Origin of the sequence: Nocardioides sp. QY071, from assembly GCF_029961765.1 — a bacterium.
Classification (GTDB): domain Bacteria; phylum Actinomycetota; class Actinomycetes; order Propionibacteriales; family Nocardioidaceae; genus Nocardioides.
In genome coordinates this window covers 5,210,174-5,232,792 of record NZ_CP124681.1, presented here as the reverse complement: position 1 = coordinate 5,232,792, position 22,619 = coordinate 5,210,174, and the positions used below count along the sequence as shown (strand labels likewise).

20 protein-coding genes are annotated in these 22,619 nt (G+C 68.6%); 12 read left to right on the top strand and 8 right to left on the bottom strand.

The window, feature by feature from the left end; genetic code table 11:
- Positions 1-209: 209 nt before the first annotated feature.
- The 5 genes from QI633_RS25130 (at position 210) to QI633_RS25110 (ending at position 7,240) form a co-directional block, all read left to right on the top strand.
- Complete coding sequence (locus tag QI633_RS25130; protein ID WP_282427467.1) at positions 210-962, top strand: hypothetical protein; 753 nt, start codon at positions 210-212, stop codon at positions 960-962.
- Positions 959-2,071, top strand: a complete 1,113-nt coding sequence (locus QI633_RS25125; protein WP_349016705.1) for an XRE family transcriptional regulator — start codon at positions 959-961, stop codon at positions 2,069-2,071. The genes QI633_RS25130 and QI633_RS25125 overlap by 4 nt, the downstream gene beginning before the upstream one ends.
- Before the next feature lie 402 nt (positions 2,072-2,473).
- Positions 2,474-4,669, top strand: a complete 2,196-nt coding sequence (locus tag QI633_RS25120) for a hypothetical protein (RefSeq protein WP_282427465.1) — start codon at positions 2,474-2,476, stop codon at positions 4,667-4,669.
- Positions 4,666-4,989 (top strand): DUF3850 domain-containing protein, encoded by a 324-nt coding sequence (locus tag QI633_RS25115; protein ID WP_282427464.1) that lies wholly within the window; start codon positions 4,666-4,668, stop codon positions 4,987-4,989. Before QI633_RS25120 ends, QI633_RS25115 begins: the two co-directional genes overlap by 4 nt.
- Positions 4,990-5,830: 841 nt before the next feature.
- A complete protein-coding gene (locus QI633_RS25110; RefSeq protein ID WP_282427463.1) occupies positions 5,831-7,240 on the top strand; it encodes a site-specific integrase in 1,410 nt (469 codons plus the stop codon).
- 302 nt (positions 7,241-7,542) lie between these two features.
- Here the strand turns inward: QI633_RS25110 and QI633_RS25105 are convergent, their stop codons facing one another.
- From QI633_RS25105 to QI633_RS25095, 3 genes are all read right to left on the bottom strand, one after another.
- On the bottom strand, positions 7,543-7,932 hold the full coding sequence (locus QI633_RS25105; protein WP_282427462.1) for a hypothetical protein: 390 nt from the start codon (positions 7,930-7,932) through the stop codon (positions 7,543-7,545).
- A 45-nt stretch (positions 7,933-7,977) separates the two neighbouring features.
- A complete protein-coding gene (locus QI633_RS25100; protein WP_282427461.1) occupies positions 7,978-8,124 on the bottom strand; it encodes a hypothetical protein in 147 nt (48 codons plus the stop codon).
- Between the two features lie 68 nt (positions 8,125-8,192).
- Positions 8,193-9,377, bottom strand: coding sequence for a hypothetical protein (locus QI633_RS25095; protein WP_282427460.1), 1,185 nt, complete (start codon positions 9,375-9,377; stop codon positions 8,193-8,195).
- A gap of 236 nt (positions 9,378-9,613) precedes the next feature.
- Between QI633_RS25095 and QI633_RS25090 the strand changes: the two genes are divergently transcribed.
- Positions 9,614-9,811, top strand: coding sequence for a hypothetical protein (locus tag QI633_RS25090; RefSeq protein WP_282427459.1), 198 nt, complete (start codon positions 9,614-9,616; stop codon positions 9,809-9,811).
- A 222-nt stretch (positions 9,812-10,033) separates the two neighbouring features.
- Here QI633_RS25090 and QI633_RS25085 read toward each other — a convergent pair whose 3' ends face one another.
- The 4 genes from QI633_RS25085 to QI633_RS25070 all read right to left on the bottom strand — a co-directional run bounded on the left by QI633_RS25085 (position 10,034) and on the right by QI633_RS25070 (position 13,500).
- On the bottom strand, positions 10,034-10,504 hold the full coding sequence (locus QI633_RS25085; protein WP_282427458.1) for a hypothetical protein: 471 nt from the start codon (positions 10,502-10,504) through the stop codon (positions 10,034-10,036).
- A gap of 645 nt (positions 10,505-11,149) precedes the next feature.
- Positions 11,150-11,335, bottom strand: a complete 186-nt coding sequence (locus QI633_RS25080; RefSeq protein ID WP_282427457.1) for a MerR family DNA-binding transcriptional regulator — start codon at positions 11,333-11,335, stop codon at positions 11,150-11,152.
- A 97-nt stretch (positions 11,336-11,432) separates the two neighbouring features.
- Positions 11,433-11,573: a hypothetical protein gene (locus QI633_RS25075; RefSeq protein WP_282427456.1), complete on the bottom strand. Its 141-nt coding sequence runs from the start codon at positions 11,571-11,573 to the stop codon at positions 11,433-11,435.
- A 463-nt stretch (positions 11,574-12,036) separates the two neighbouring features.
- A complete protein-coding gene (locus tag QI633_RS25070; protein WP_282427455.1) occupies positions 12,037-13,500 on the bottom strand; it encodes an oligopeptide:H+ symporter in 1,464 nt (487 codons plus the stop codon).
- A 155-nt stretch (positions 13,501-13,655) separates the two neighbouring features.
- Between QI633_RS25070 and QI633_RS25065 the strand changes: the two genes are divergently transcribed.
- From QI633_RS25065 to QI633_RS25040, 6 genes are all read left to right on the top strand, one after another.
- Entirely contained in the window at positions 13,656-14,894 is a 1,239-nt protein-coding gene (locus tag QI633_RS25065; RefSeq protein ID WP_282427454.1) for an amidohydrolase, read from the top strand.
- The gene (locus QI633_RS25060; RefSeq protein ID WP_282427453.1) at positions 14,891-15,988 is read left to right on the top strand and encodes an aminotransferase class I/II-fold pyridoxal phosphate-dependent enzyme; all 1,098 of its coding nucleotides are present in this window, start codon (positions 14,891-14,893) and stop codon (positions 15,986-15,988) included. Before QI633_RS25065 ends, QI633_RS25060 begins: the two co-directional genes overlap by 4 nt.
- The gene (locus tag QI633_RS25055) at positions 15,985-17,550 is read left to right on the top strand and encodes a GMC family oxidoreductase (protein ID WP_282427452.1); all 1,566 of its coding nucleotides are present in this window, start codon (positions 15,985-15,987) and stop codon (positions 17,548-17,550) included. The genes QI633_RS25060 and QI633_RS25055 overlap by 4 nt, the downstream gene beginning before the upstream one ends.
- A gap of 5 nt (positions 17,551-17,555) precedes the next feature.
- Positions 17,556-18,980 carry an aldehyde dehydrogenase family protein gene (locus tag QI633_RS25050; protein WP_282427451.1) on the top strand — a complete coding sequence of 475 codons (1,425 nt, stop codon included), beginning with the start codon at positions 17,556-17,558 and terminating at the stop codon, positions 18,978-18,980.
- Between the two features lie 67 nt (positions 18,981-19,047).
- Positions 19,048-19,827 (top strand): helix-turn-helix domain-containing protein, encoded by a 780-nt coding sequence (locus QI633_RS25045; RefSeq protein ID WP_282427450.1) that lies wholly within the window; start codon positions 19,048-19,050, stop codon positions 19,825-19,827.
- 83 nt (positions 19,828-19,910) lie between these two features.
- Positions 19,911-21,362 carry an aldehyde dehydrogenase family protein gene (locus QI633_RS25040; protein WP_282427449.1) on the top strand — a complete coding sequence of 484 codons (1,452 nt, stop codon included), beginning with the start codon at positions 19,911-19,913 and terminating at the stop codon, positions 21,360-21,362.
- Positions 21,363-21,396: 34 nt separating this feature from the next.
- On the opposite strand, the gene QI633_RS25035 is transcribed toward QI633_RS25040, so the two are convergent.
- Complete coding sequence (locus QI633_RS25035; RefSeq protein ID WP_282427448.1) at positions 21,397-22,575, bottom strand: hypothetical protein; 1,179 nt, start codon at positions 22,573-22,575, stop codon at positions 21,397-21,399.
- Positions 22,576-22,619 lie beyond the last annotated feature (44 nt).

The following is a 22,619-nucleotide window of genomic DNA, read 5'->3' as shown; positions in this document are numbered from 1 at the left end:
TCGAAACCAACTAATCTCAAGCAATCCGGATCGCAACGGATGCAGGAGGCTCGGCCTGGGAGACCCAGGTCGGGCCTCTTGTGCTCAGAACTCACCGTGCCATGCGGTTGGGGCACGACGCAAGCCTGATTCTTCAGTTTCGCGCAAAATTTGCGCATTTGGCTTCACTCGACTGGAAGCTCCGGTCTCTTCGTGCTTCACTAGAGCCTATGGGACGGGCTGAGGTACGCGCGCGCGAGACAGTCGCGCTTCTGTGTGAAGACCTCGAAAGTGTTGGACTGGTCAAGGCGTGTCGCGATCTGTTCAAGACGGTGTGGACCATCAACATCGCTCGCCACGAGCCAGATGAACTGGGCGACACCGCAATGTCGCTCGGTCTGCAGACCCACCAGAACTTCATCACCCGAGCAGAGCGACGACACGCACACGACGAACGCGAAGCAGAAGAGTCACACTGGAACATCGAAGGCCTCTCCTTGACTCGGTCGGGCAATGCTTTCGTCATGAACTTCCGTGGCGCACGGATCTCCGTACTCAAGGTCCCGTACGAGCACGGGCGGAAACTGCGCCCCGATCAGTGGGGCAAATGGGACGGGCAGAGCCAACTGCGCTCCGAGATGGCCGCGAACAACTCTGCAGCTCTCGGGGGCTATCGGAGCATCCTTGGCGTTGACGACCCGCTCTTCGAGGACGCCGGCCCGACGTTCGGGCCAGTCCGCGACTACCTTCTCGTCCTCGCAGGAGAACCGCGGTCCCCCCTCACCTCAGCGTGGCTCGGCGCACCCGTAGTCGGTGATTACCCATTGATCGGAGCACAGCAGCTTTGGGTCGACGAAGAGCCCGAAGCCACTCCCGTCGCCGCAGTGTCGTTGCCCGAGGGTCTTACTCGCTTCGATCAACTCCAAGTACCTGAGCCAGCCGTCACCCTCAGGCCCAAGGCCACCGAGGAGAACCACAAGTGACGCCCCGGACTCGAGAGTCTTCCGGCGTGCCCAACTTCGACGGCAACCGTCTCCAAGTGGCGCGCAGGCTCCGGCGCATGACGAAAGCCGAGCTTGCGAGGGCGGTCGGTGTTACCCCCACCGCGGTCGGACAGTACGAGAAGAACGTTCGCCCGAGTGCTGCCGTTGTCGCTGAGTTGGCGCTCCGGCTTGGTGTGCCTCGCGAATTCCTAGGCGCTGGGCGAGTCGTGGAACCCCTGCCCGCGCACAGTGCCCACTTTCGTTCGTTGCGTTCGACTCCCGCGGCAAGCCGGGAGCAGGCGCTCGCCTTCGGCGAGCTATGCCTCGCAACGGCCGACCTAATGGCCGGCTATGTGGAGTTTCCGCGCCGAAATCTTCCAGAGATGGATCTGCCAGAGAACCTGTCTGACTCGTTCATCGAAACCGCCGCGTCGCATGCGCGAAGGCATTGGGACATCCCTGAAGGACCCTTCCCGCCCGTGGTGCGACTCCTGGAGAACAACGGGATCATCGTTGTCAGACTGCCTCCAGAAACCGACCGGAAGGTCAGTGCCTTCTCCTCCGATGCAGGCAACTATCCCATCGTCCTTCTTGCCTCAGACAAAGCCGACAAGGCACGGGGAAGGTTCGATGCCGCCCATGAACTTGGGCACCTGCTCCTTCATCCTGACACGGAACCAGGGTCGAAGATCGTCGAAGAGCAGGCCAACCGGTTCGCCGCCGAGTTGCTCATGCCGCGAGAGCAAATCATCGATCTACTGCCGCGTCGTATCGACTGGGCACGGTTCCACGAACTCAAACGTAGCTGGGGCGTAAGCCTGAAAGCTTTGGTCTACCGAGCTCGGCATCTCGGCGTGCTCTCCGAAGCGTCGTACCGACGTGCAAACCAGCAACTCTCAATCTGGGGGCGGCCGGAGCCTGGTGACCTCGGAGTAGCCGAAGCACCCCAACTGCTAGGCATTGCACGCAGAGTCATGATCGACGCCGGCATCGACTTCGACGACGTCATGGCGGCGGGGGGACTGGTAGGGCAGCCGGCGGAGCTGGTTCTTAGCGCCGCGGCGGAGGAGAAGCCGCGCCTGCCAGTTTCGTCAGAGGTCGCCTGGTAGCCAAGCTTCTGCCCGCCGGCAGCCTCTCGTGCGGGAACCGCGAAGGCACGGCACGGGGACATGCGTTCGGACTGGCCGACTCGTTCGGACTCGAGCATCCCTCGCAGCTGCCGCTGGCAGTCCCATCCGAGGACGGCCATCTTCTGGAGGACCTCGCCGCGGAGCTCGGCGTGTGCCCCGGACAGTGGTGGTGACGGAACTCGAGCTGGATCGTGATTTTGGTGGCGGCGAAACCGACAACGATTCTCTGACTTGAGCGCCGTTCGCCACCTCTCCCGCTCGTGAGCTTGGCCCAGCGGTTAGACCACCCGCACAGGGTTCTGCAGCGAAGAGCTGTCGGACCCGGCACCGTCCGCAACGGCGCAGCACCCGTTCGGCCTTCAAACAATCTAGGGTTGGAGGGTGGACGTGACTGACATGGCGGGTCGAGCTGAGGAGCTCCTCAAGACCTACAAGCTGCCAGACTCGACTGTCTACATGGTCGGTACCTTCGATAAAGGCATCACCGTACTTAGCCAGCAGATACGGGCCCTGAACCTCGCGTGGGCGCTCGTTGAAGCCGGCGAAGTCGCCCTCGCCGCCCCCGAAGGACATGTCGCAGGCGCTGTCGACCCCACCCGCAAACGCATCGCGATCGTGGGTGCAGGTTTCGCCGGCCTCACCGTCGCGGCGGGTCTGTTGAAGAAGCGGGTCAACGCCGACATCTATGTCTTCGAGCGACGCGACACCGTCATGCCGCTACAACACGGAAGCGATTCGCGCTGGCTCCACCCCCACATCTACGACTGGCCCAGTCGAGGTAGCGAGGCATACAGCGCCGCACTACCGGTCCTGAATTGGACGGCGAGCCGCGCCTCTGACGTAGTGGTCCAAGTCCTGAGTGGGTGGCGCGACGTGGCTGGCATCGACCAGGTTCCGCCCGAAGACACCACCTCTGACCCGCCGAGGTTGCGGTTGTTTTGCAACACCCGGCACCTCCTGATCCGCAGCAACACCGATGCCGCCACGTTGCAAGTGGAATGGATAGGCGAAGAACGCGACCGAGCCGAGCCGGCCCTCCCAGCGGGTGGTCAGCCGTCACCGTCGGGGGAGTCAGCGACGTTCGACCTTGTCGTCTTAGCAGTGGGTTTCGGGCTCGAGACCGACTCGCACACCTACTACTGGCGCAACGAAACCCTTGCTCAGCCGCAACTGGGTCAGGCGCGCAGCACCTACGTCGTCTCCGGTTCTGGCGACGGCGCCATGATCGACCTGTTCCGGCTGAGAATCTCTCACTTCCGCCAGGACCGGATCCTGGCGGAGTTGTTCTCCGGTCGCGACGACCTTCTGGAACGATTGCGGACTGTCAAGAAGACGAACGACTCGAATGGCACTTCGTTCGAGGACTTCGGTGCGATCTGGGAGGACCCGGGCCTAGCGGAGTCTGCAGAAGAGGTCCAAGAGCGGCTGCGGGCCCGGCTCCGACAAGACACCGATGTCCTCCTTCGAGTGCGCAACCCAAGCTTCGCGAACCTGTTCGTCGACAAACGGGTCTCCTTCCAGAACCGGCTACTCGCCTACCTGCTTTACCGGTGCGGTGCCTTCACCCCGGTGACGGCCGACGGCGTCGAGGACTTCGCCCGTTTGGCGCGCGAGCACGGCGTCCCGCACGAACGGGTCATCATCAGGCACGGGACAGAGAAGAAGGCCGGATTGACCGCCGTACTCGACGGCACCCTCCGTGCTGAGGTGGAGCAATGCTTCAACGAACCTGAGAAACACACACAAGGTGACTCGCCGGCGTGGTCAGGGGGCTACTTCGACATGCCTGGTCTGGGTGAACTGACGACGGGCGCCGGAACACCGCAGACCACGGATGTTGTCCGGGGGCACTGGCGCCGTGAGTACTTGCCGAGCCCCACCGAAGCTGTAGCCACCACGTTCTGTGCTGCTGTTGCCGGATACATCGTCAGTGTCGCGGAGCCGTCGGCACGGCTGAGGGTCACCCTGCACCGCACCCTGGCCGCCGGAGATGAGGTCGTGCTGCAGCAATGCTGCGACTACCAAGGTCCAGGTAACGACACCGGCCGGGCTGGGCGGACGTTCCCCAGCGCTAACGGGACGATCGGGGCAGCCTTCACTCTGGGTCAGGTGGTCCGGAGTCGTGACGGCGCCACGCGCGAGGAGTTGCGAGCAGACATGGACGCACTTTCGCTCAATGAGGCCTCGCAGGACATGGCCGCTTCAGTGGCTTCAGTGGCAGCGATCCCTATCCTCGGGGCGACCAAGCCAGGCGACGACGCAAGACGGAATGTCCTGGGTGTGATCTACATTGATAGTTACGACGAGGATGCATTCGGCCAGGACGAGATGATGAGGCGGGTGATCGGCATGACACAGAATCTGCTCGACGCCCTGCCCGCAGTCACGAACACGACCGCTGGACGAATCGCCAACACCGAATTCTGGGTCAATGGTCGATCGGACGTGAGTCGACGTCCCGTGCCTGACCCGAGCACATGGCTCGCCCTCGAGCCCGTCCTGGACCCGCCACATGCAAGCGGCCTGCGACACCTCAACTTCGACTTCTCGGACTTCACCCCGGTGGAGAAGCAATGAACAATCGTGTCCACCAGATCAAGAGCTGGTCAAAGTTCTTCCGCCCCATCGTGGCGGGGGAGCGGTCCCATGAGTTGCGCCGTAACGACCGTGATTATCAGGTCGGCGACATCCTTATCCTGCGTGAGTACGACCCCGAAGCCGGTGACTACACCGGATCAGCCTGCGAGGCGGTCGTGACCTCGATGACGTCGCAAGAACGTCCGTGCGCCGTCTCGGACGAGGGTCTGAACGCTGGCTTCTGCATTCTGTCCATCCGTGTCACTGCGATGACTGAAGATCTCGGCGGGCGAGGGGTCCGGCGGCCTGCGTCTGTCTGAGGATCGCGACGCTCGATCTGACGGCCGCGCCGAAGATTGGGCCCCGGCCCGCCACTCGCGGAACTCGGGCTCACCGCTCCGCATGGCGCCCCCTGACACGGCGCACGACCTAGTAGCCGGGTTAGTGCTCCCATGCCCTCAAAACCGCCCATCCAGCTTGGCGCAGGTCGCCGCTAGTGTGGCCTGCGACGGGATCGAACAGTTAGGGCGCGTCTCCTAGCTCGCGAGCCAGATGGTGATAGCGCGTAGGACTACGGCGCTCGATAGACGGTGGCGAGTTTGTCGTAGCGGGTGGCGCTGCCTCCCCTTTGCGTGTGGTCGCTGAAGGAGCGCTGGATGACGTTGCGGCCCCTGTAGATCTTGGCATCGAAGGCCGGTGGTCGTCCTTTCCATTCGGGAAACGGGTCCGCTGCACGGGTAGGTGACACCTTGAGGTGACCTGCGGTGTCCGGCCCGGAAGTCCCCCAAGAGCGTCGGGTGGTGGTGGGGCTCGGCTCATTCTCGGCTCATCGACGCCCTCGGTGAGGTGCAGGTGCGGCTCGTCGCGACCGGTTCCGACTAGGGGCGACGCGCCGGTGGGAGGGGCTCTGACCTGCTACTTTGGTGAGAGGAGAGTGTCGGCCGTGGGCGTGCCGGGTCGGCACCAGTGACCCCGCCAGATACGGATCAGAAGGTTTGGGGTTCGAATCCCTACAGGCGCGCAACAGTTTGCGCAGGTCAACGCCGGGTTGGCCTGCAACGGGATCGATCACCTCGTCCCGTCATCCCATTACGGATCCCACTACGAGGCGACGTCCGGGCGGTCTTGAGCCCGCCGCAGATGCGGGCGCACCGTGGTCACATGATCATCGACCTCACCCGCTGTCCTCCTCGAAGCTCGCCGTCCGCCCCGCCGGGCGTGCCACGCCGTCGTCCGCGTGGTGAGGGCACCCAACGTGAACGCCGTCCCGGGGCCTGGGAGGTCCGGGTCCCTACCGACACCGACCCGGCGACCGGCCGGACCCGGCACCTCTCGGTCACCGTGCACGGCACCGAGGCCGACGCCACCGCCGCCCGGATCCGGCTCCTCGCGGCCGGCCACCCGGTGACGCCGCCACCCCACCGGGTGTCCGTCGGGTACCTGCTGGAGGCCTGGTTGGCCGCGGACCATCCGTGGAAGCCCTCGACCTACGTCGGCTACGGCGCCAACGCCCGCGCCCTGTCCCGCGACCCGATCGCCCTGCGGCCCGCCGCCGCGCTTGCGCCCCACGAGATCCGCCACCGACTCGCCGCCTGGCAGACCGCCGGGGACTCCGACGCGGTGGTGGCGGCCAGGTTCCGGGTCCTGCGGGCCTGCCTGACCTGGGCCTACAACGAACGCCTCCTCGACACCCACCCCCTGCGGATGATGCGCGGACCCCACCGTTCCCCACCCCGCCAAGCCCTGACCAGCGAGGAGATCCGGGCCCTGCTCCTCACCGCCGAGTTCCGGGTCTTCGAGGCCCACGCCAACCTCCCACCTGCCCCAACCACGGCAGCCCTCGACGGCCCAGATCTACGCGGTGGTCCGTCAGTCACGCCAAGAACGGCGGCTGCCGTTGCCAGGTCGGCTGCGTGGCGGCGTCTACGCGTCGCCGAACAGGGCCTGCTGCTGGTACGGCTGGCGGCCGACAGCGGTGCTCGCCGCGGCGAGCTGGCCGCGCTGCGGTTCGACGACCTGACGGGGCGGAGGCTGCACATCCAGCGCGCCGTATCCGCCGGGCAGCTCACCACTCCGAAGTCCGGGTACGGCCGGACGCTGACACTCGGCGCCGACACCGCCGCCCTGTGGCGTCGTCTCCACGACGAATGGGCAATTCGCGTCGGCGACGCCAGAGACACGGCACAGGAAGTGAATGCCGTCGATCAAATAGAGGCGCGACTGGGGCCGTGGGTGTTCAGCGCTGACGCGAGTCACCATCGCCGCCTCGGAGCGGGAGCGTTGGGCCATCGTTTCGACGACATCCGCGACGCGGCAGGCGTCCCGACTGCGACCCTGCATCGATTGCGGCACAGCGTCGCAACTTTCCTGGTCTCCCAAGGCAAGATCCTCGAAGCCCAAGACCGCCTCGGCCACGGCGACGCCTCCACGACCCTGCGCGAGTACTCCCACGCCCTGCCAGGCCGCGACGAAGTCGTCGCCGACGCCATCAACGAGTTCCTCGACCTCGCGAAGGACTCCACCGGTGACATCGGTTCGCGAACAACTTGGCACGTTGAGCGAGATAGTTAAGTCGTCGGTTCGAACACGACAGGAGGCTCTAAAAGGCCTCTGAACTGTGGAAACGCAGGACGGAGGCCTTCCTACTCCTGGTGGAGTGACACGGTCGTGACGCATTTCGCCGATGTGGGTGGTTGAATTGCTCTGTCGTTTGGGCCGTCAGATGCGGGAGTGGCTGGTTGAGGCTCTCCCGGAGGGAAGTGGAAGCTCCCGCCGGAGAGTTGTCGAGTGACGAACTGCTTCGGTCGCCTACAACACCAGCCGCCCGGGTGCCGCCGCGGTCGGCAGGGTCTTCTCGAAGTCATCCAAGATCTTCACGAGCCGCTCGATGCTCGCCTCGGGCTTCTCCTGCCGGGCGTAGGCCAAAACAAGGTCGCGGTCGTATGCCCAGCCTTCGACAAGTCCTCCAGGTAGCTCTTCGTCAGTGTGACGTCGATGCTCTTGGTCCAGCCGTTGTATCCCTCGGTGACGATGCCTTCCAGCAGCTCGGTGGTTTCCTCATCGAGTCCTGACTCCATGACCTCGCCGGTCAGGATGTTGTATGCCTCGTTGATCTTGGCCCATGCCGCCATCTGGCCAGGCACCCACTCGACCAGCACCACGACGCTCTTCTCCAGTTGGTGGAGTTTCTCCATGGTCTTGTGTCGTGGACACCAGGCCAGGACAACTCCGCCGTCCTCGATGTACCCGCTTCGCTCGCTCACGATGGTCTGCTTGGCAAGCTCTGGGTGGTGTGTGGCTCCGCTTTTCTAGACTGATAGGACCGTCAGTCGGGTGCGGTGCTGCCGAGCCACCGTCAGGCCGAGCTGCTTGCCCAGCGGCAATGTGTCCTTATCCTTGATCCAGGGTACGTAGATGTACTGGTGCTTTAGGGCTCTTTGCAGACGGTCGGTCATGGCGCGCCTCCTTGGTTCACTGACGAGGCTAGATCGAGCCTCCGACAGATTCCGTCGGCCGGGCGGGATCAGTCGTCATCGAGGAGGGCGCGGAACTGGTTCGTCACGCTCTCCGGGTCGTCCACCTCGTGATCGAAGTCCGCCTGAAGCGCCGCCCGTAAGTCCGGCAGGTCGGGGCCGGCGTACACGGGGTCCTTGAGGAAGTCTTGTACCTCCTCGATCGCCGCCGCCCACCACTTCTGTGTTCCGCGGGAGTGCCGCTGCTCTCCGCGGTCCCGAAGCATGTCTTGCCAGACGTCCAGCTCCCAGCTGTTGCGGGCGGGCTCTACCGACACATCGCCGGCCAGTAGGTCGCGAAGCTCGTCGGTGAGTTTGTTGGCCCATGCCGATGTGCGCTGGTGGGTATCGACGGCGAAGTTCCACCACACCTTCCGGCGGAGCTGCACCACGCGGTACACCAGGCTCTGGTGAGACTCGTCGTCGAGGTCGTCCACGACCTCCTGGAGCTCTCTGACCAGCCGCTGTACGTGCTCGACCTCGTAGGTGGCGGTGTCGGCCGCGGCGTTGGCCGAGTCGGCTGCTGAAGCGGCAGAGTGCGCGGCGTCCGCGGCCTCTTCTGCAGTTGCCGTCATGCGCGCGATCGGCTCAGCGATGTTCTTCTCGATGCCCGCGGCGATCTGGTCGACCTGGCCGCCGACTACTCCGACGGCGGACTGCAGCTCCGTCGTGGTCTGCCGGAAGCGAGCTGCGAAGCTGCCGGCCTCGCGGTCGAGGTAGACGCCCAAGAGCTCGTCGTCGGTGAGCGCCCGAGTGGAACGTCCCTGTCTGGTCTGGCGCCGGCCCTCGTCATCGAAATGCGGTGCCATGCTCGGGCGGATCTCCACTCGGAGAAACGGCGTAGCTTGGTCGACGCCTTCCTCGATGATGCGGACGTCGACGGGGATCGGCCGGGTCTTGCTCGCCATGTCCTGGATACGTGCGACCGCCTTGTCGAGGCCCTTCGATAGTCCAAACGGAACTCCATAGACGAGCCCGGTCTCTTCGTCCTCGGCTTCATCGACACCCACCAAAAGGTGAGCGGCCTCGCGAGTCGGGTCGAGCGACACCCAGTTCGCCAGCGCAGCCAGCAGCTTCGGCGTGACAACGTCAACGTCTCGCTTGAACTCATACCGATCCGATTCGCCGAGCGCGAGGATGCTCTGAGCCACTTGGCTCACCGTCGAGTACCTCGACGGCTCCGGCTGCTTCGTCATGGAAAGAGTTCTAACAGGGGAGTCCGACACTTACGCGTGCCTGCCATGCTCCTTCACTGTGGGGAGCTCGACGTTGGGGACGGGCTCATGGACGGGCGATCAGGGATCGCGTACGCCGGCGTCGCGAATCGGGTTGGTGGGAATGGCGCCCTCTGAGACGGCGAGACTGAGCACGCTCCCGAGAACCACCCGAAGCTGCGCGGTGGAGCGGCCATGGCGCGGGCGGGGCAGGCTCCGTGACGGCGGCCGTGTTCGATGTCGGCGAGGAGCCGGTCGATGAAGGGAACATTGGCCTCTCGGACCTGGACCATGCCGATGGCCGGATGGCCGATGAGATCCAGACCCAGGCGGAAGCCGAGTTCCCGCCCCTCGAGGTCTGCGCGCCAGGCTGCTCGCACGGCTGGACACGTGACGGTCCGTCTTCTCGCCGCTGAGAACATCGATCAACGAAAACCGGGTCAGCCCAACCCGAAAATGGCGTCGATGATCGGCGCCGAGCGGATCTGGACCGTCGGCTGGCTCAGCGTTCCCGCGGGTTGGGACGGCTAGGGCGGGGTGCTGGGCGCGGGTCGTTGCGTGTTTCCCGCTCGCGCCCAGGGTCCGGCAAGGACGGCTGGGGGCGCGGCGGGGGCTGTGAACTGTTGTCGGTCATCGGGTCACCTGGTGAGGAGGTCGAGGATGAGGGCGGCGATCTCGATGAGGAACGCGATCGAAGCCATGGACTGGAGCCGACCGAGCCGGTCGACTCCTTCTCGGTTCTCGTCGTACTTCATGCCTAGCCAGAGCGCGAGATCGCGCTCCATCTGGTTCGGAGTCGCCTTGTGTTGCTCCGCCCACGAGACCATGCTGGCCGGGTCTTGAGAGACGTGAAAGCGGCGCGGCCACAAGACGACTACGCACAAACTGGCGAGTGCCACGAACGAGATCACGGCGAGCCACGTCCAGCCGGTCACGGGTGCACCATCGCGGATGGACAGTCCTCCGAGAAACGAGGCGGCGAGACCTCCCATGCCGAGTATGGAGGTAGCCCGGTCTCGTACGACGGACACTTCATGCGCGAGCTGGTCGAAGCCACGACGAGCCTCTTGTAGGGCCAGCGTGTAGCGAGTCTCTGACATCGTGGTCACAGCCACATCCTGTACTGCGGGTCCGGGCCAGGGCGGGCGCCGCGCTCATTGGACTGGAGCGCGGAAGCTAGGGGCGCCGCGTTGCTGGTGGTCCGCCTAATGAGCAGCTTCGTTGATGGCCGCACACAGCCGAACGCCGCCTGCTCTGCGGTCGATAGGCCGAACTTGTGCGGGCCGGCTTGCACTGTCTCGGTCTGCGGGTCGTAGCGAAAGCCCCCGTACGAGCTCGCGATGTCCCGCAATGCCTCGCCGGTCTTGGCGCGGCTCTTGGGTGAGTTGTGGCCCGTGCCGCGCGACCACTCGTCGAAATGAACAGTGCGTTTCGCATCTCCGACAGCCCCGGAACGGCTGCGGATGATGCGAGGACCGCACCGCACCCCACCTCGCCAAGCCCTAAGAGGAGAGGAGGTTCGGGCCCTGCTCTTCGCTGCCGAGAGCCGGGTCCTCGATGCCGAGGTCGCCTCCCACGGACCGCGAACACAGAAGCCCTCGGCCGGCTTTGGTCCGGATGGCAGCGCCGCAATTACGGCCGCTGCCGTCGCAAGCTCAGCGCGAAGCTCATTGCCTTTTCGCCCATATGTCCGGGCACCCGCGGGGTGTCACCAACTGATCTCTCGGACGGCCTTCAGATGACCCGCAGAGTCGTCACGACTGCACGTCGTACAGCCGGTGACCGCCGGGACTGTGGTCCGGGTCGCCGAGCAGGCTCCGCCGCTCGTAGTAATGGAGCGTCTCGCGGTGCACGCCCCCGGCCGCCGCACCTCCGCGGCGCGCAGGCTCACCGTCGCGCCTCGTAAGCACGGTCGACCAGCGCCGCCAGCAGGTCCGCATGCTCCGGCGGCACGGTGATCCGCAGCTCGATGTCTCGTCGGATCCGCTCACGTCGAAGGCGAAGAACGAGCAGCAGCTGCTCTCGCGTACCGCGCGGTCATGCACCCGCGCCGACAGGGCCCGTCGTCCCCGAGAGCCGGAGGATCGCGGTGGTCGCCTCGCGGGTGACGTCGACCAAGGCGTCGGCGAAGAGCTCGTCGAACTCGGCCAGCCGCAGCGGCCGTTCGCTGGTCGGCACAGTGCACGCTGGCGTGCTCAACACGTCCACGGATCGACGGTTGACGTGGACCCGGGTACCGGATGCAAGTCGCCGCCCTGGGGGAGCGCCCGGCCGCTCGCCGGTCGGGGATAGCCTGTGACTGCCGATGGCCGACACCGCCCCAACTGAAACACCGGCTGGTGCACCGCCAGGGTGCATACCCTGGGAAATCGGGACCCAACCGGAGCCAGCAAAAGGCCGATTTCACCCTCAGAACGGCGAATTCGCTGTCAGAGCAGCGAATTCCTCCGGTTCAACTCCCCTCTCGCGCACATGAGAAGCCGCAGGGGATCCCTGGGGCCTCGTGCTTTCTCCCGGCGGTGAGGCGGGAGTCAGAGGACCCCCGCTCGACCGGACCCGGGCACGCGGGCTGGGCACCCTCCGTTCGCCGAGAACGACGACGGATGCCCAGCTGCGGTCATACCGATGGAGGAGAGCCGACTCAGCGTGGGTCGTCGTCCGCGATGGTCCGCCTAATCCACGGGATCGAGAGTGCGAAGACGGCAGCGCAGGCCAGGGCGGCGAGACCGACAGTCAGGAAGTACTCCGTCTCGGCGGTCGGTGAGTACGACTTGCCGGCGATGCCGCCCAGCGACGACCCGAGGGCGATCGACAGGAACATCAGGCCGACGGTCTGGGTCTGGTGGTGGGCGGGGGCGAGCCGGGTGGCGACGGCGAGCTGGACGGGGGCGATGAAGAGCTCCGCGACGGTGAAGAGGAAAAGGATGCCCAAGATGGCGAGGGGTGAGATGGTCGCGCCCTCGCGGCCGGCGAGAGGCAGGAAGCAGAAGAACGCCGCGCTGATGCCGATCAGGGCGACCAGGAACTTGGCCGGGGCCGAAGGCTGGCGGGTGCCCTGCTTGGTCCACCACCGCGCGAAGAGTGGGGCGAGCACGATGACGAAGGCGGGCACGACCGAGTTGAAGAACTCGGGCGCCAGGGTGATGCCGCCGAGCTCCAGGTCGACGCGCGAGGCGACGTAGACCTGCACGACCGTGAACTGCTGCTGGTAGAGCGCGAAGAAGACCGCGCCCGCGAGGTAGAGCGGGATGAGGCCCGTCACCTGCCGCCGCTCGGGCGCCGTCGTCTTCGGGCTGCGGAGCATCGTGGCGAACACGGCGGCGCTGATGAGGGCGATGGCGATCGCCGTGACGTCGGGCAGGTTGGACGGGGTGAGCCGGTCAGAGGCGAGGGCGAGGACGACCAGCGCGGCGAGGGCGGCCACCGCCAGCAGCCGCGGTACGGCGTTCCCGGCGGCCAGCGGGTTCGGGACCCGACGTCCCTCGGGGCTGAGGTTGCGGCGCCCAAGCGTGTACACGACGAGGCCGATGGCCATGCCGACGGCTGCCGCGCCGAACGCGACGTGGAAGCCCTGCTCCTTGCGCAGCAGGCCCGTGAGGAGCGGACCGCCGAGGGCCCCGACGTTGAGGCCCATGTAGAAGAGCATGAAGCCGGCGTCGCGCCGGTGGTCGTCGGTGTCGTAGAGCAACCCCACCGAGGAGGGCATGTTGCTGATGGTGCCGCCGGTGCCCATCACCAGCAGGCCGAGTCCGACCATCAGTCCGGCCGTTCCGGGCAGCGCCGCGAGTGCCAGGTGGCCGAGCATGATCCCGACCGCGCTGACGAACACGGTCCGCTCGGGCCCGAGGATCCGGTCGGACAGCCACGCCCCGGCGATCGTGAAGCAGTAGACCAGCGCGCCGTAGGTGCCGACGATCGCGACGGCCTCCGCCGGCTGGAGCCCGAGCCCGCCCTGGTCGGCGCTGAAGTAGAGGTAGTACAGCAGGACGACCTGGGTCCCGTAGAACGAGAAGCGCTCCCACATGCCGATGCCGGCCATGGTGAGAAGCCCGCGGGTGATCTGCCCTCCTCTGGGCTCCACCGGGTTCATCACGGGTGTGACCATTTAATTCTCCTGTTCGATTAACGAACGTACGTGCGCTGACAAGAGAGACTAAGACCACAGTTGGTGGACCGCAAGGGGTTGCGTCCGCGATGCTGCTCGACCTATCGTTCCGAAGGACGCACGTACGTGCGATAAACGAACTAGACAGGACGGTCATGGACCAGGCTCACCTCGACGACATCGAGCGTCTGTACGAAGACCTGCACGCCCACCCGGAGCTCGCCTACCAGGAGGTCCGCACGGCCGGCGTGCTCGCGGAACGGGTCGCCGCCGCCGGTTTCGCGGTGACCACGGCCGTGGGCGGCACGGGCGTCGTGGGCGTCCTCGCGAACGGTCCCGGGCCGGTCGTCGTCCTGCGCGCGGACATGGACGGCCTGCCCGTCAAGGAGGAGACCAGCCTCCCGTACGCGAGCCAGGAGGTCGTCACCGGCGAGGGCGGCGTCGCCACACCGCTCATGCACGCGTGCGGCCACGACGTGCACATGGCCTGCCTCGTCGGTGCGGCCGAGGAGCTCGCGCGGCAACGGGATTCCTGGGGTGGGACCCTGGTCGCGCTCTTCCAGCCGGCGGAGGAGGGCGCCGGCGGCGCCCGCGCGATGATCGAGGACGGCCTGTTCGACCTGTTCGCTCGCCCGGACGTGATCCTCGGCCAGCACGTGTTCCCGTACGAGGCGGGGACGGTCGGCTACCGGTCCGGGCCCATCCTCGCCGCGTCCGACGCCTACGACATCCGGGTGCACGGCCGGGGCGGGCACGGCTCGCAGCCGCAAGCGGTCGTCGACCCGATCGTGCTCGCCGCCTCGATCGTGACCAGGATCCAGACCATCGTGTCGCGGGAGGTCTCGCCTGCGGACCGGGTCGTGGTGACCGTGGGGCAGCTCCATGCCGGCGTCGCCGGCAACATCGTCCCGGACCATGCGGACCTCACCGTCAGCGCGCGGACCTTCGACGAGGCCGTCGCCGAGCGGGTGACCGGCTCCCTGCGCCGGATCGTCGAGGCCGAGTGCGCGGCCTCCGGCTCGCCGAGGCCGCCCGAGTTCCGTGAGCTGTTCGGGTTCAAGCCGACGATCAACGACCCGGACGCCACCGACCGGGTGGTCGCGGCGCATCGCTCCGTTCTCGGTGCCGCGCAGGTGCAGGAGATCGAGCCGATCATGGGCAGCGAGGACTTCCCCGAGCTCGGTCGCGCGTGCGGCGCGCCCTCGGTGTTCTGGGCGTTGGGCGGGGTCGAGCCGGAGGAGTACCGCAGCGCCCGGAACGCGGACCGGATCGACCAGCTGCCCACCAACCACTCGCCGCAGTTCGCCCCCTGCCCGCGCCCGACGCTCACGACGGGCGTCGCCGCGCTGGTCGCCGCGGCTCGTGCCTGGCTCTCTCCTGGGGGTGGGCGGTGAGCCGCCGGATCGCCCTGGCGAGCGACAACTGGTCGCCCACCCACCCCGACCTGTTGGCGGCCCTGGCGGCGGCCAACGACGGCCCCGCGCCGGCGTACGGCTCCGACCGGTGGTCCGCCGGCGCGGCGAAGGCCTTCCGCGCCGAGTTCGGCCGCGGCGTGAGGGTGTATCCGACCTTCGGGGGGACCGGTGCCAACACCGTCGCCCTCGCCGCGTCGCTGACCGGCGCGCACGAGGCGGTCGTCTGCGCCGACGACAGTCACGTCCTCACCGACGAGGCAGGAGCGCTGGCCCGGTTCGCCGGCGCCTCGCTCGTTCCCGTCGCGACTGACGACGGGATGCTGGACGTCGGGAGCCTCGAGGCCGCGCTGCGCCCGTTCGTCCGCGGCGAGCACCAGGTCAGGCCCGCCGTGGTGACGCTCGCCAACGCGACCGAGACCGGCCGCGTGTACGACGCCGATCAGGTCCGGGAGCTGGCGGACTGGGCACACGCGAGGGATCTGCTCGTCCACCTGGACGGCGCACGGCTCGCCAACGCCGCTGTGCACGAGGGGGCCTCCTTGCGCGACCTCAGCATTGGCGCGGGCGTCGACCTGCTGACCCTGGGCGGGGCCAAGAACGGAATGATGTTCGGCGAGGCGGTGGTCGTCGCCTCGCGAGCACGCGTTCCGGACCTCCGGGTGCGACACGTCCGCAAGCAAGCGGGTCAGCTCGCCTCGAAGCAGCGCTTCATCGGCGCCCAATTCCACCACTACCTGCAGGCCGGGCTGTGGCAGGCCAACGCCGAGCGCGCCAACGAGGCCGCCCGTCGGCTCGCCGAAGGGCTGGCGGAGCTGCCGGGTGCGCGACTCGCCTTCCCGGTCGAGGCGAACCTGGTGTTCGTGGACCTGAGCGTCCGCATCCGGGCCGCCCTGGCCGACATCGCCGACTTCCACGTGTACGACGAGGACAGCGGACGATGCCGTCTGGTCTGCTCCTACGACACGGACCCCGCCGACATCGCAGAATTCCTGGCAGTGGCAACAGCCGCCGCCACCACCCGACGGCGGCGACCAGCCGCGACACGTCCAACGCCCCGAGGAGCGAACGTATGACAGAGAACGACTGGGACCTGATCGTGGTGGGCGCGGGCTCCGCAGGTGCGGCGCTCGCCGCTCGCGCCGCGGCCGGCGGGCGCCGGGTCCTCCTGCTCGAGGGCGGGCCCGACTACCGCTCGCGTGACATGCCGGAGGTCTGGCGCTCGCCGAACCCGCTCCGCGCGCTGCTCGACCCCGAGGCCACCAAGAGCCTGGTGTGGCGTGACCTGATGGCCACGCGCACGGAGCACCAGGAGGCCCAGCCGTACTGGCGGGGCCGAGGTGTCGGCGGCAGCTCGTCGGTCAACGGCCAGATCGCGATCCGGCCACCGCTGGAGGACTTCGACGACTACGCAGCGCTCGGGGCCGACGGCTGGGACCGGGACAGCGTGCTGCCGTACTTCGCGCGCCTCGAGGACGACCAGGACTATGGCGCCGCGGCGTACCACGGCAGCGGCGGCCCGATCCCGGTCTTCCGGACCGACCCGGCCGACTGGGGCTCGGTAGACCGCGCCCTGCACGACGCCGCCCTCGGTGCCGGCTTCGGGTGGGAGGACGACGTGAACGCGCCGGGCGCGACAGGCGTCTCGCGCTACCCGATCAACAGCCGAGGTGGTCGGCGGGTCACCACGAACGATGCGTACCTGGAGCCGATGCGAGCAGACCCGAACCTCGACATCCGCGGCGGCGTCCTGGTCGACCGACTGCTCATCGACGGCGATCGGGTCGTGGGCGTCACCGCGGTCGTCGACGGCGTCCCTGCCGAGTTCCGGGCCGATCTCACTGTGTTGTCGGCGGGCGCCATCCACTCACCGGCGATCCTGCAGCGCAGCGGTATCGGGCCGGCGGACGTCCTCGAGCGTGCGGGCGTGCGGGTCCGGGCGGACCTCGCGGTCGGTCGTGCGCTCCAGGACCATCCCGTGGTCTTCGTGCGGATCCCGTTGACCGAGGAGTCGGCCGTCACGTCCGTGGACGGGCGGCACACGAACGTCACGGTGCGCTACACGAGCGAGGGACCAGGCTCGGTCTTCAACGACATGCTGATCATGTCGGGGAACCAGAACGTGCTGGCCATGGAGCGGGCCGACGTCCGATTCGGCGCCGGCGCCGTCGGCCTGTGGGTGAACCGGGTGTACGCCGAGGGCACTGTATCGATCGTCAGCACCGACCCGCGGGTCCAGCCGTTCGTGCGCCAGCGGATGCTCGACGACGAGAGGGACCTGGCCCGCTTCCGCCACGGCATCCGGCTGGTCGCCGACCTGTGCCGCTCGGACGCGGTCGCGGCGATCTCGGCCGGCAACCTGCCGGACCTCAATGCCGAGCTGTTCGCGGCGATCGACGACGACCGCCGATTGGACGAGTTCCTTCTGGCGACTGCCGCCGACGCCCAGCATCCGACGAGCACGTGCCGCATCGGTCGCGGCGACGACCCGAGGGCCGTGGTCGACAGCAGCGGCCGGCTGCACGGGTTCCGTGGCGTCATGGTCGCGGACGCCTCGGTCCTCCCGTTCGTGCCGCGGGCCAACACCCACCTCGCAGCCGTCATGGTCGGCGAGCATCTCGCCGACAAGCTGGGGTGACGGCCATGAACAAGACCGCGATCGCCCATTGGGTCGCCGGTCGGCCCGTCGTGGCGGAGGGGGGCGCCGGCCGCCCGGTCCTCTCGCCGCACGACGGGTCGGTCCTGGCCACGCTGCCGATCGGCGCGGCATCCGACGTCGGCGCTGCGGTGGACTCGGCGAGCGCGAGCCAGATCGGCTGGGCCGCGCTCGGGCTGGCCGACCGGATCCATCACCTGGCCGAGCTCGCGGACGTGGTCGAGGAGCACCTCGACGAGCTGGCGACCTTGCAGCGCCTCGAGATGGGCCAGCCGCTGGGGCTCGGGCGGATGCTGATCCTCCAGGGCGCCGCGGCCCTCCGCTCGGCCTGTGCGACGGCGAAGCGCTATGCCTTCTCGGTCGAGGCTGCCGACGAAGACGGCGCCAGCCGCCTCGAGCGGCGGCCCCTCGGGGTCACGGCGCTTATCACGCCGTGGAACTCGCCGGTGCTCTCCGTCCTGGAGCAGTGCGGGCCGATCCTGCTCAGCGGGAACACGCTGGTAGTCAAGCCGTCGGAGCTGTGCCCGATGTCGGTGGCGTTCCTCGCCTCGATCTCGCCGCTGCCGCCCGGGGTGATGAACGTCGTCCACGGCGACGGGAGCACGGGCGCCCTGCTCAGTGCGCACGAGGCTGTCCGACTGGTGAGCTTCACCGGCTCGGTAGGCTCGGGCCGGGCGGTGGCGCTCGCCGCTGCGCGGAAGCTGATGCGTGCGACGCTCGAGCTCGGCGGGAAGGATGCGGTCGTCGTCGACCGCGACGTCGACGTCGAGAGCGTGGCCGCGCAGATCGCGCTCGGCTCGCTGCTGAACAGCGGGCAGATCTGCACCTCGATGGAGCGTGTGTACGTCCACCAGGACATCGCCGCCGCCTTCACCGAGGCGGTGGGTGTGGCCGTCGAGGCATGGGGCTTCGACGACGGAGGAGCCGCCATGCCGGCGCTGGGTCCGCTGGCGTCGGGCCGTCAGCGCGACCTGGTGGTCGCTCAGCTGCGGGACGCGGTCGACCGGGGCGCGCGGGTGGTGCGGGGCGGCGTCGTACCGGAGGGTCCGGGGAACCGCCTGCCGGCCACGGTCGTGACCGGCGTGAACGCCTCGATGTCGCTGATGCGAGAGGAGACCTTCGGGCCGGTCGTCGCGATCGAGTCGGTCAGCTCGTTCGAGGCCGGCTTGCACCAGGCGGCCGCGAGCACGTACGGCCTGGGCGCCACCGTCTATTCGAACGACGAGGCGCACCTGGCGGCGGCGGCCGAGCTCCCCGTCGCGCTGGTCTGGCTCAACCAGTGGCAGGGCCGTGGTGGGATCATGGTCTACGAGCCCACCCGGTCCAGCGGGATGGGGGCCACCGGCGGTTCGGCGTCGTTCGACGCGGCGACCCGGCCCCAGACCGTGTACCGAGGCTCTCGGCTGCCGTGATGCCGGCTCCCGCCATACTGATGCGCTGCACGCTGTCTCGAGACTCTCGGGAGGAGAGGACCAGCCGATGGGTCGACTAGCACCTGAGGACGAGCAGGCCCGTCGCGCCCGCACGCTCCCCGACGGGGTCAACCCCGCCGACTTCTCCGAGGCCCTGGCGCGCGGACTGGCCGTCCTCGAGGCCTTCGGCACCGACCGAGACCGACTGACCCAGGCGGAGGCCGCCAAGCTGATCGGCGTCTCGAGGGCGACCGTGCGGCGCGCGATCCTGACCCTGGAGTTCCTCGGCTACCTCCGCAGCGACGGCCGCTCCTACGAGCTCACGCCCCAGGTGATGGCCCTGTCCGGCCGCTACCTGGGGTCCAACCCGGTGAGCTCCGTGCTCCAGCCGTCGTGCGACCGGATCGGCGCCCGCTTCGACGCGCCCTGTTCCGTCGCCGTGCTGAACCGGGACGACGCCCTGATCGTGGCCCGCTTCGTGCCCGACCACCTGATCGCGATCGGGACCGGGATCGGCTTCCGCACCCCGGCACGGGTCTCGTCCCTCGGCCGGGTCCTGGTCGCGAACCTGCCCGAGGACGAGGCCGCCGCCTACCTCGGCGGCGCGAGCGGCCTGACCGAGGCCGAGCTCGCCGAGGTGCGCAGCGACGGCTACAGCTATGTGGCCGACGACATCGAGGCCGGCAAGCACTCCATCGCCGTTCCGGTGGCCCGCTGGGACGGCCGGATCGTGGCCGCGCTCCACGTCGGGGCGACCAAGGAGGAGATCTCGCCGGACCGCATGCGTGGCGAGGTGCTTGGCGTCCTGCTCGACGAGGTCGCCCAGCGGCAGCCTCAGCTGATCTGAGCCCGATGGGGTCGGCGGCGTCTGGCGTCCGCCATTTACGTTACGAATCAACTCTGTAATACAACACGTGAGGAAGGTCGACCATGGAAGCTCTGGAGCCGCGAGGCTTGTACTACGCGGGTGGCTGGCAGCGCCCGGCGACGGACGCCACCATCCTGGCGCGCAACGCCGCGACGCTCGAGGTCGTCGGCTCGACGAGTGCCGCGACGCCCGAGGACGTCGATGCCGCCGTGCGCGGCGTCCGGCGCGCCCTCGACGAACCGGACGGCTGGTCGTCCTGGTCGGCGGCCGATCGGGCCGACCGGCTGGAGGCTCTGGCCGGCGCCCTCGCGACGCGCGGGCCGCGGATCGCCCAAGTGGTCTCCGCGCAGAACGGCATGCCGATCCAGCTCTCGGCGCAGCTGGAGGCCGCCATGCCCGGTGCGACGCTGCGGTTCTACGCCGACCTGATCCGCGAGAAGGACTTCGCCCCGCTGCGTGCGGGTCGGCACGGAGGCACCGCGCGGGTCCGAGAGGAGCCGGTCGGCGTGGTCGCCGGCATCGTGCCCTGGAACTTCCCGCAGACGCTCGCCTTCACCAAGCTCGCGCCCGCCCTGGCTGCCGGGTGCGGCATCGTGCTGAAGCCGTCTCCCGAGACTGCGCTCGACAGCCTCCTCCTCGCCGACGCTCTGGAGGAGGCGGGCTTCCCGGACGGTGTGGTCGGCATCCTTCCGGGAGGCGCGGAGGTCGGCGCGGCCCTGGTCGCCCACTCGGGGGTCGACAAGGTCTCGTTCACCGGCTCAACCGAGGTCGGGAGATCGATCGCCGAGCAGTGCGGGCGCCTGCTGCGACCGGCGAGCACCGAGCTGGGCGGCAAATCGGCCGCAGTGCTGCTCGAGGACGTCGACCTGACCCAGCGCTGGGGTGACCTCTTCGGCGCCGCGCTCCTCAACAACGGGCAGACCTGCTACGCGACGACCCGGCTCCTGGTCCCTCGCTCGCGATACGAGGAGCTGGTCGGCTCGGTGGCTGCATTCGTCGGCTCGCTCGTCGTCGGCGACCCGTCGGATCCCACGGTCCAGGTCGGCCCTCTCGTGTCGGAGCGCCAGCGGGACCGGGTCACCTCGCTGATCGCGACCGGTGTCGCCGAGGGTGGCCGGGTCGTGGTCGGCGGCGGTCCGGGTGAGCGCTTCGGGCCGGGCTGGTTCGTGGAGCCGACCGTGATCGCCGACGTCGACACCACCTCGACCCTCGCGCAGACCGAGATCTTCGGGCCGGTCCTGACCATCACGCCGTACGACGACGTGGCCGAGGCGGTCAGCCTCGCGAACGCAACGCCGTACGGGTTGTGCGGCACCGTGTGGACCGAGGACCTCGAGCTCGGTGCTCGGGTCGCCGGGCGGCTGCATGCGGGCGCGGTCGGCGTCAACGGCTACGTCCCCGACCCCGCGTTCTCGTTCGGGGGATGGAAGGCGAGCGGCCTGGGCCGAGAGCTCGGCCCGGAGGGGCTCGCCGGGTACCTGCGGGTCCAGACGGTCCACCTGGCGGCCGGCTGACGGCAGCGCGGCGGCGGTCGCTGCGGGGCCCTGGTCAGGCGCGGCGGGTGTCGCGGATCACCGCGCGGATGCACAGCGCGCTCAGGCAGCCGACGGCCGCCAGCACGGCCGGCGCGGGCTCCGGCGCGGCGGCCGGGTCGGTGCCCACGGTCGCCCAGGCATAGGTCGCCGCCCCGCCGGCCGCGCCCAGGGCCGAGGCCATCGCGACGCAGACGGTGCGGTGGCCGGCGGGGAACAGCGTCGGCAGCAGCGCCGCGCCGCAGCCGAACGGCAGGGCTGCGGGCACGGCGAGCAGCGACGTCAGCAGGATCGGCCCCGGCTGGAGGAGGACGGCCGACAGTGCCACGCCGGTGGCCGCGGTGGTACCGGCCAGCACGATGTGCTGGCGGGAGTAGGCGTCCGAGACGACGGCGGCAAGGCTGCCGGCCCCGGCCAGGGTGCCGAGGACGACGACCAGGCCGGCCGCGACGACCGGCAGGGGTGAGCCGGCGCTCTCGGCGCCCAGGGCGACCACGGGCGCGGTCGCCATGGTGAACACCGTGAAGGTGGTGGAGAGGGCGGCTGCGGCCAGGAGGACCCGGCGCCAGCTGCGCAGGGAGATCGCCGCGGAGCTCGGTCGCGGGGCTCGCACGGGCCCGCAGTGGACTCGGCACAGCCGGAGCAGGCCCATGGCCACCACGACGTGAGAGCCGGCGATCCACGCGTCCACGCCAAGCAGGACCCCGGCCAGGCGAGATCCGACGGCGATTCCGGCGCCGGCCACGACGGCTGCGAGCACACCCAGCTGAGGTGCTAGTCCGGCGCGGCCACGGCGGGTCGGTTCCGCGCCGCCGGCGCACAGGACGGCAGTGAGTGGCCAGGCGCCTCCGGCCGCGATCGCGGCACTGCTCAGCAGGGCGCCGTGGACCGCGGCGCTCGACGCGAGCGGCCCGGGCAGCACGGCGAGCGCGGCCGTCGCCGCCGACGTGCCGGCGCCGAAAGTGAGGCAGTGCCGCAGGGCCCAGGTGGCGCCGTACCGGTCGCCGAGCGCGCCGAAGACGATGCCGCCCACCAGTCGCGGTAGGAGCACGAGGGCCGCCAGCATCGGCAGTGCGGCAGGCCCGCGGGCGCCGGGCAGGGCCATCAGGGCGAACAGCGGGGTGAAGACCGCGAAGGTGACCGAGCCGGCCCAGGGGGGCCGCAGGACGGCGCCTCGAATGAGGCCAACGAGCATGATATTACGATACAGTATTGTAATGAAACGAGAAGAAGGAGTCG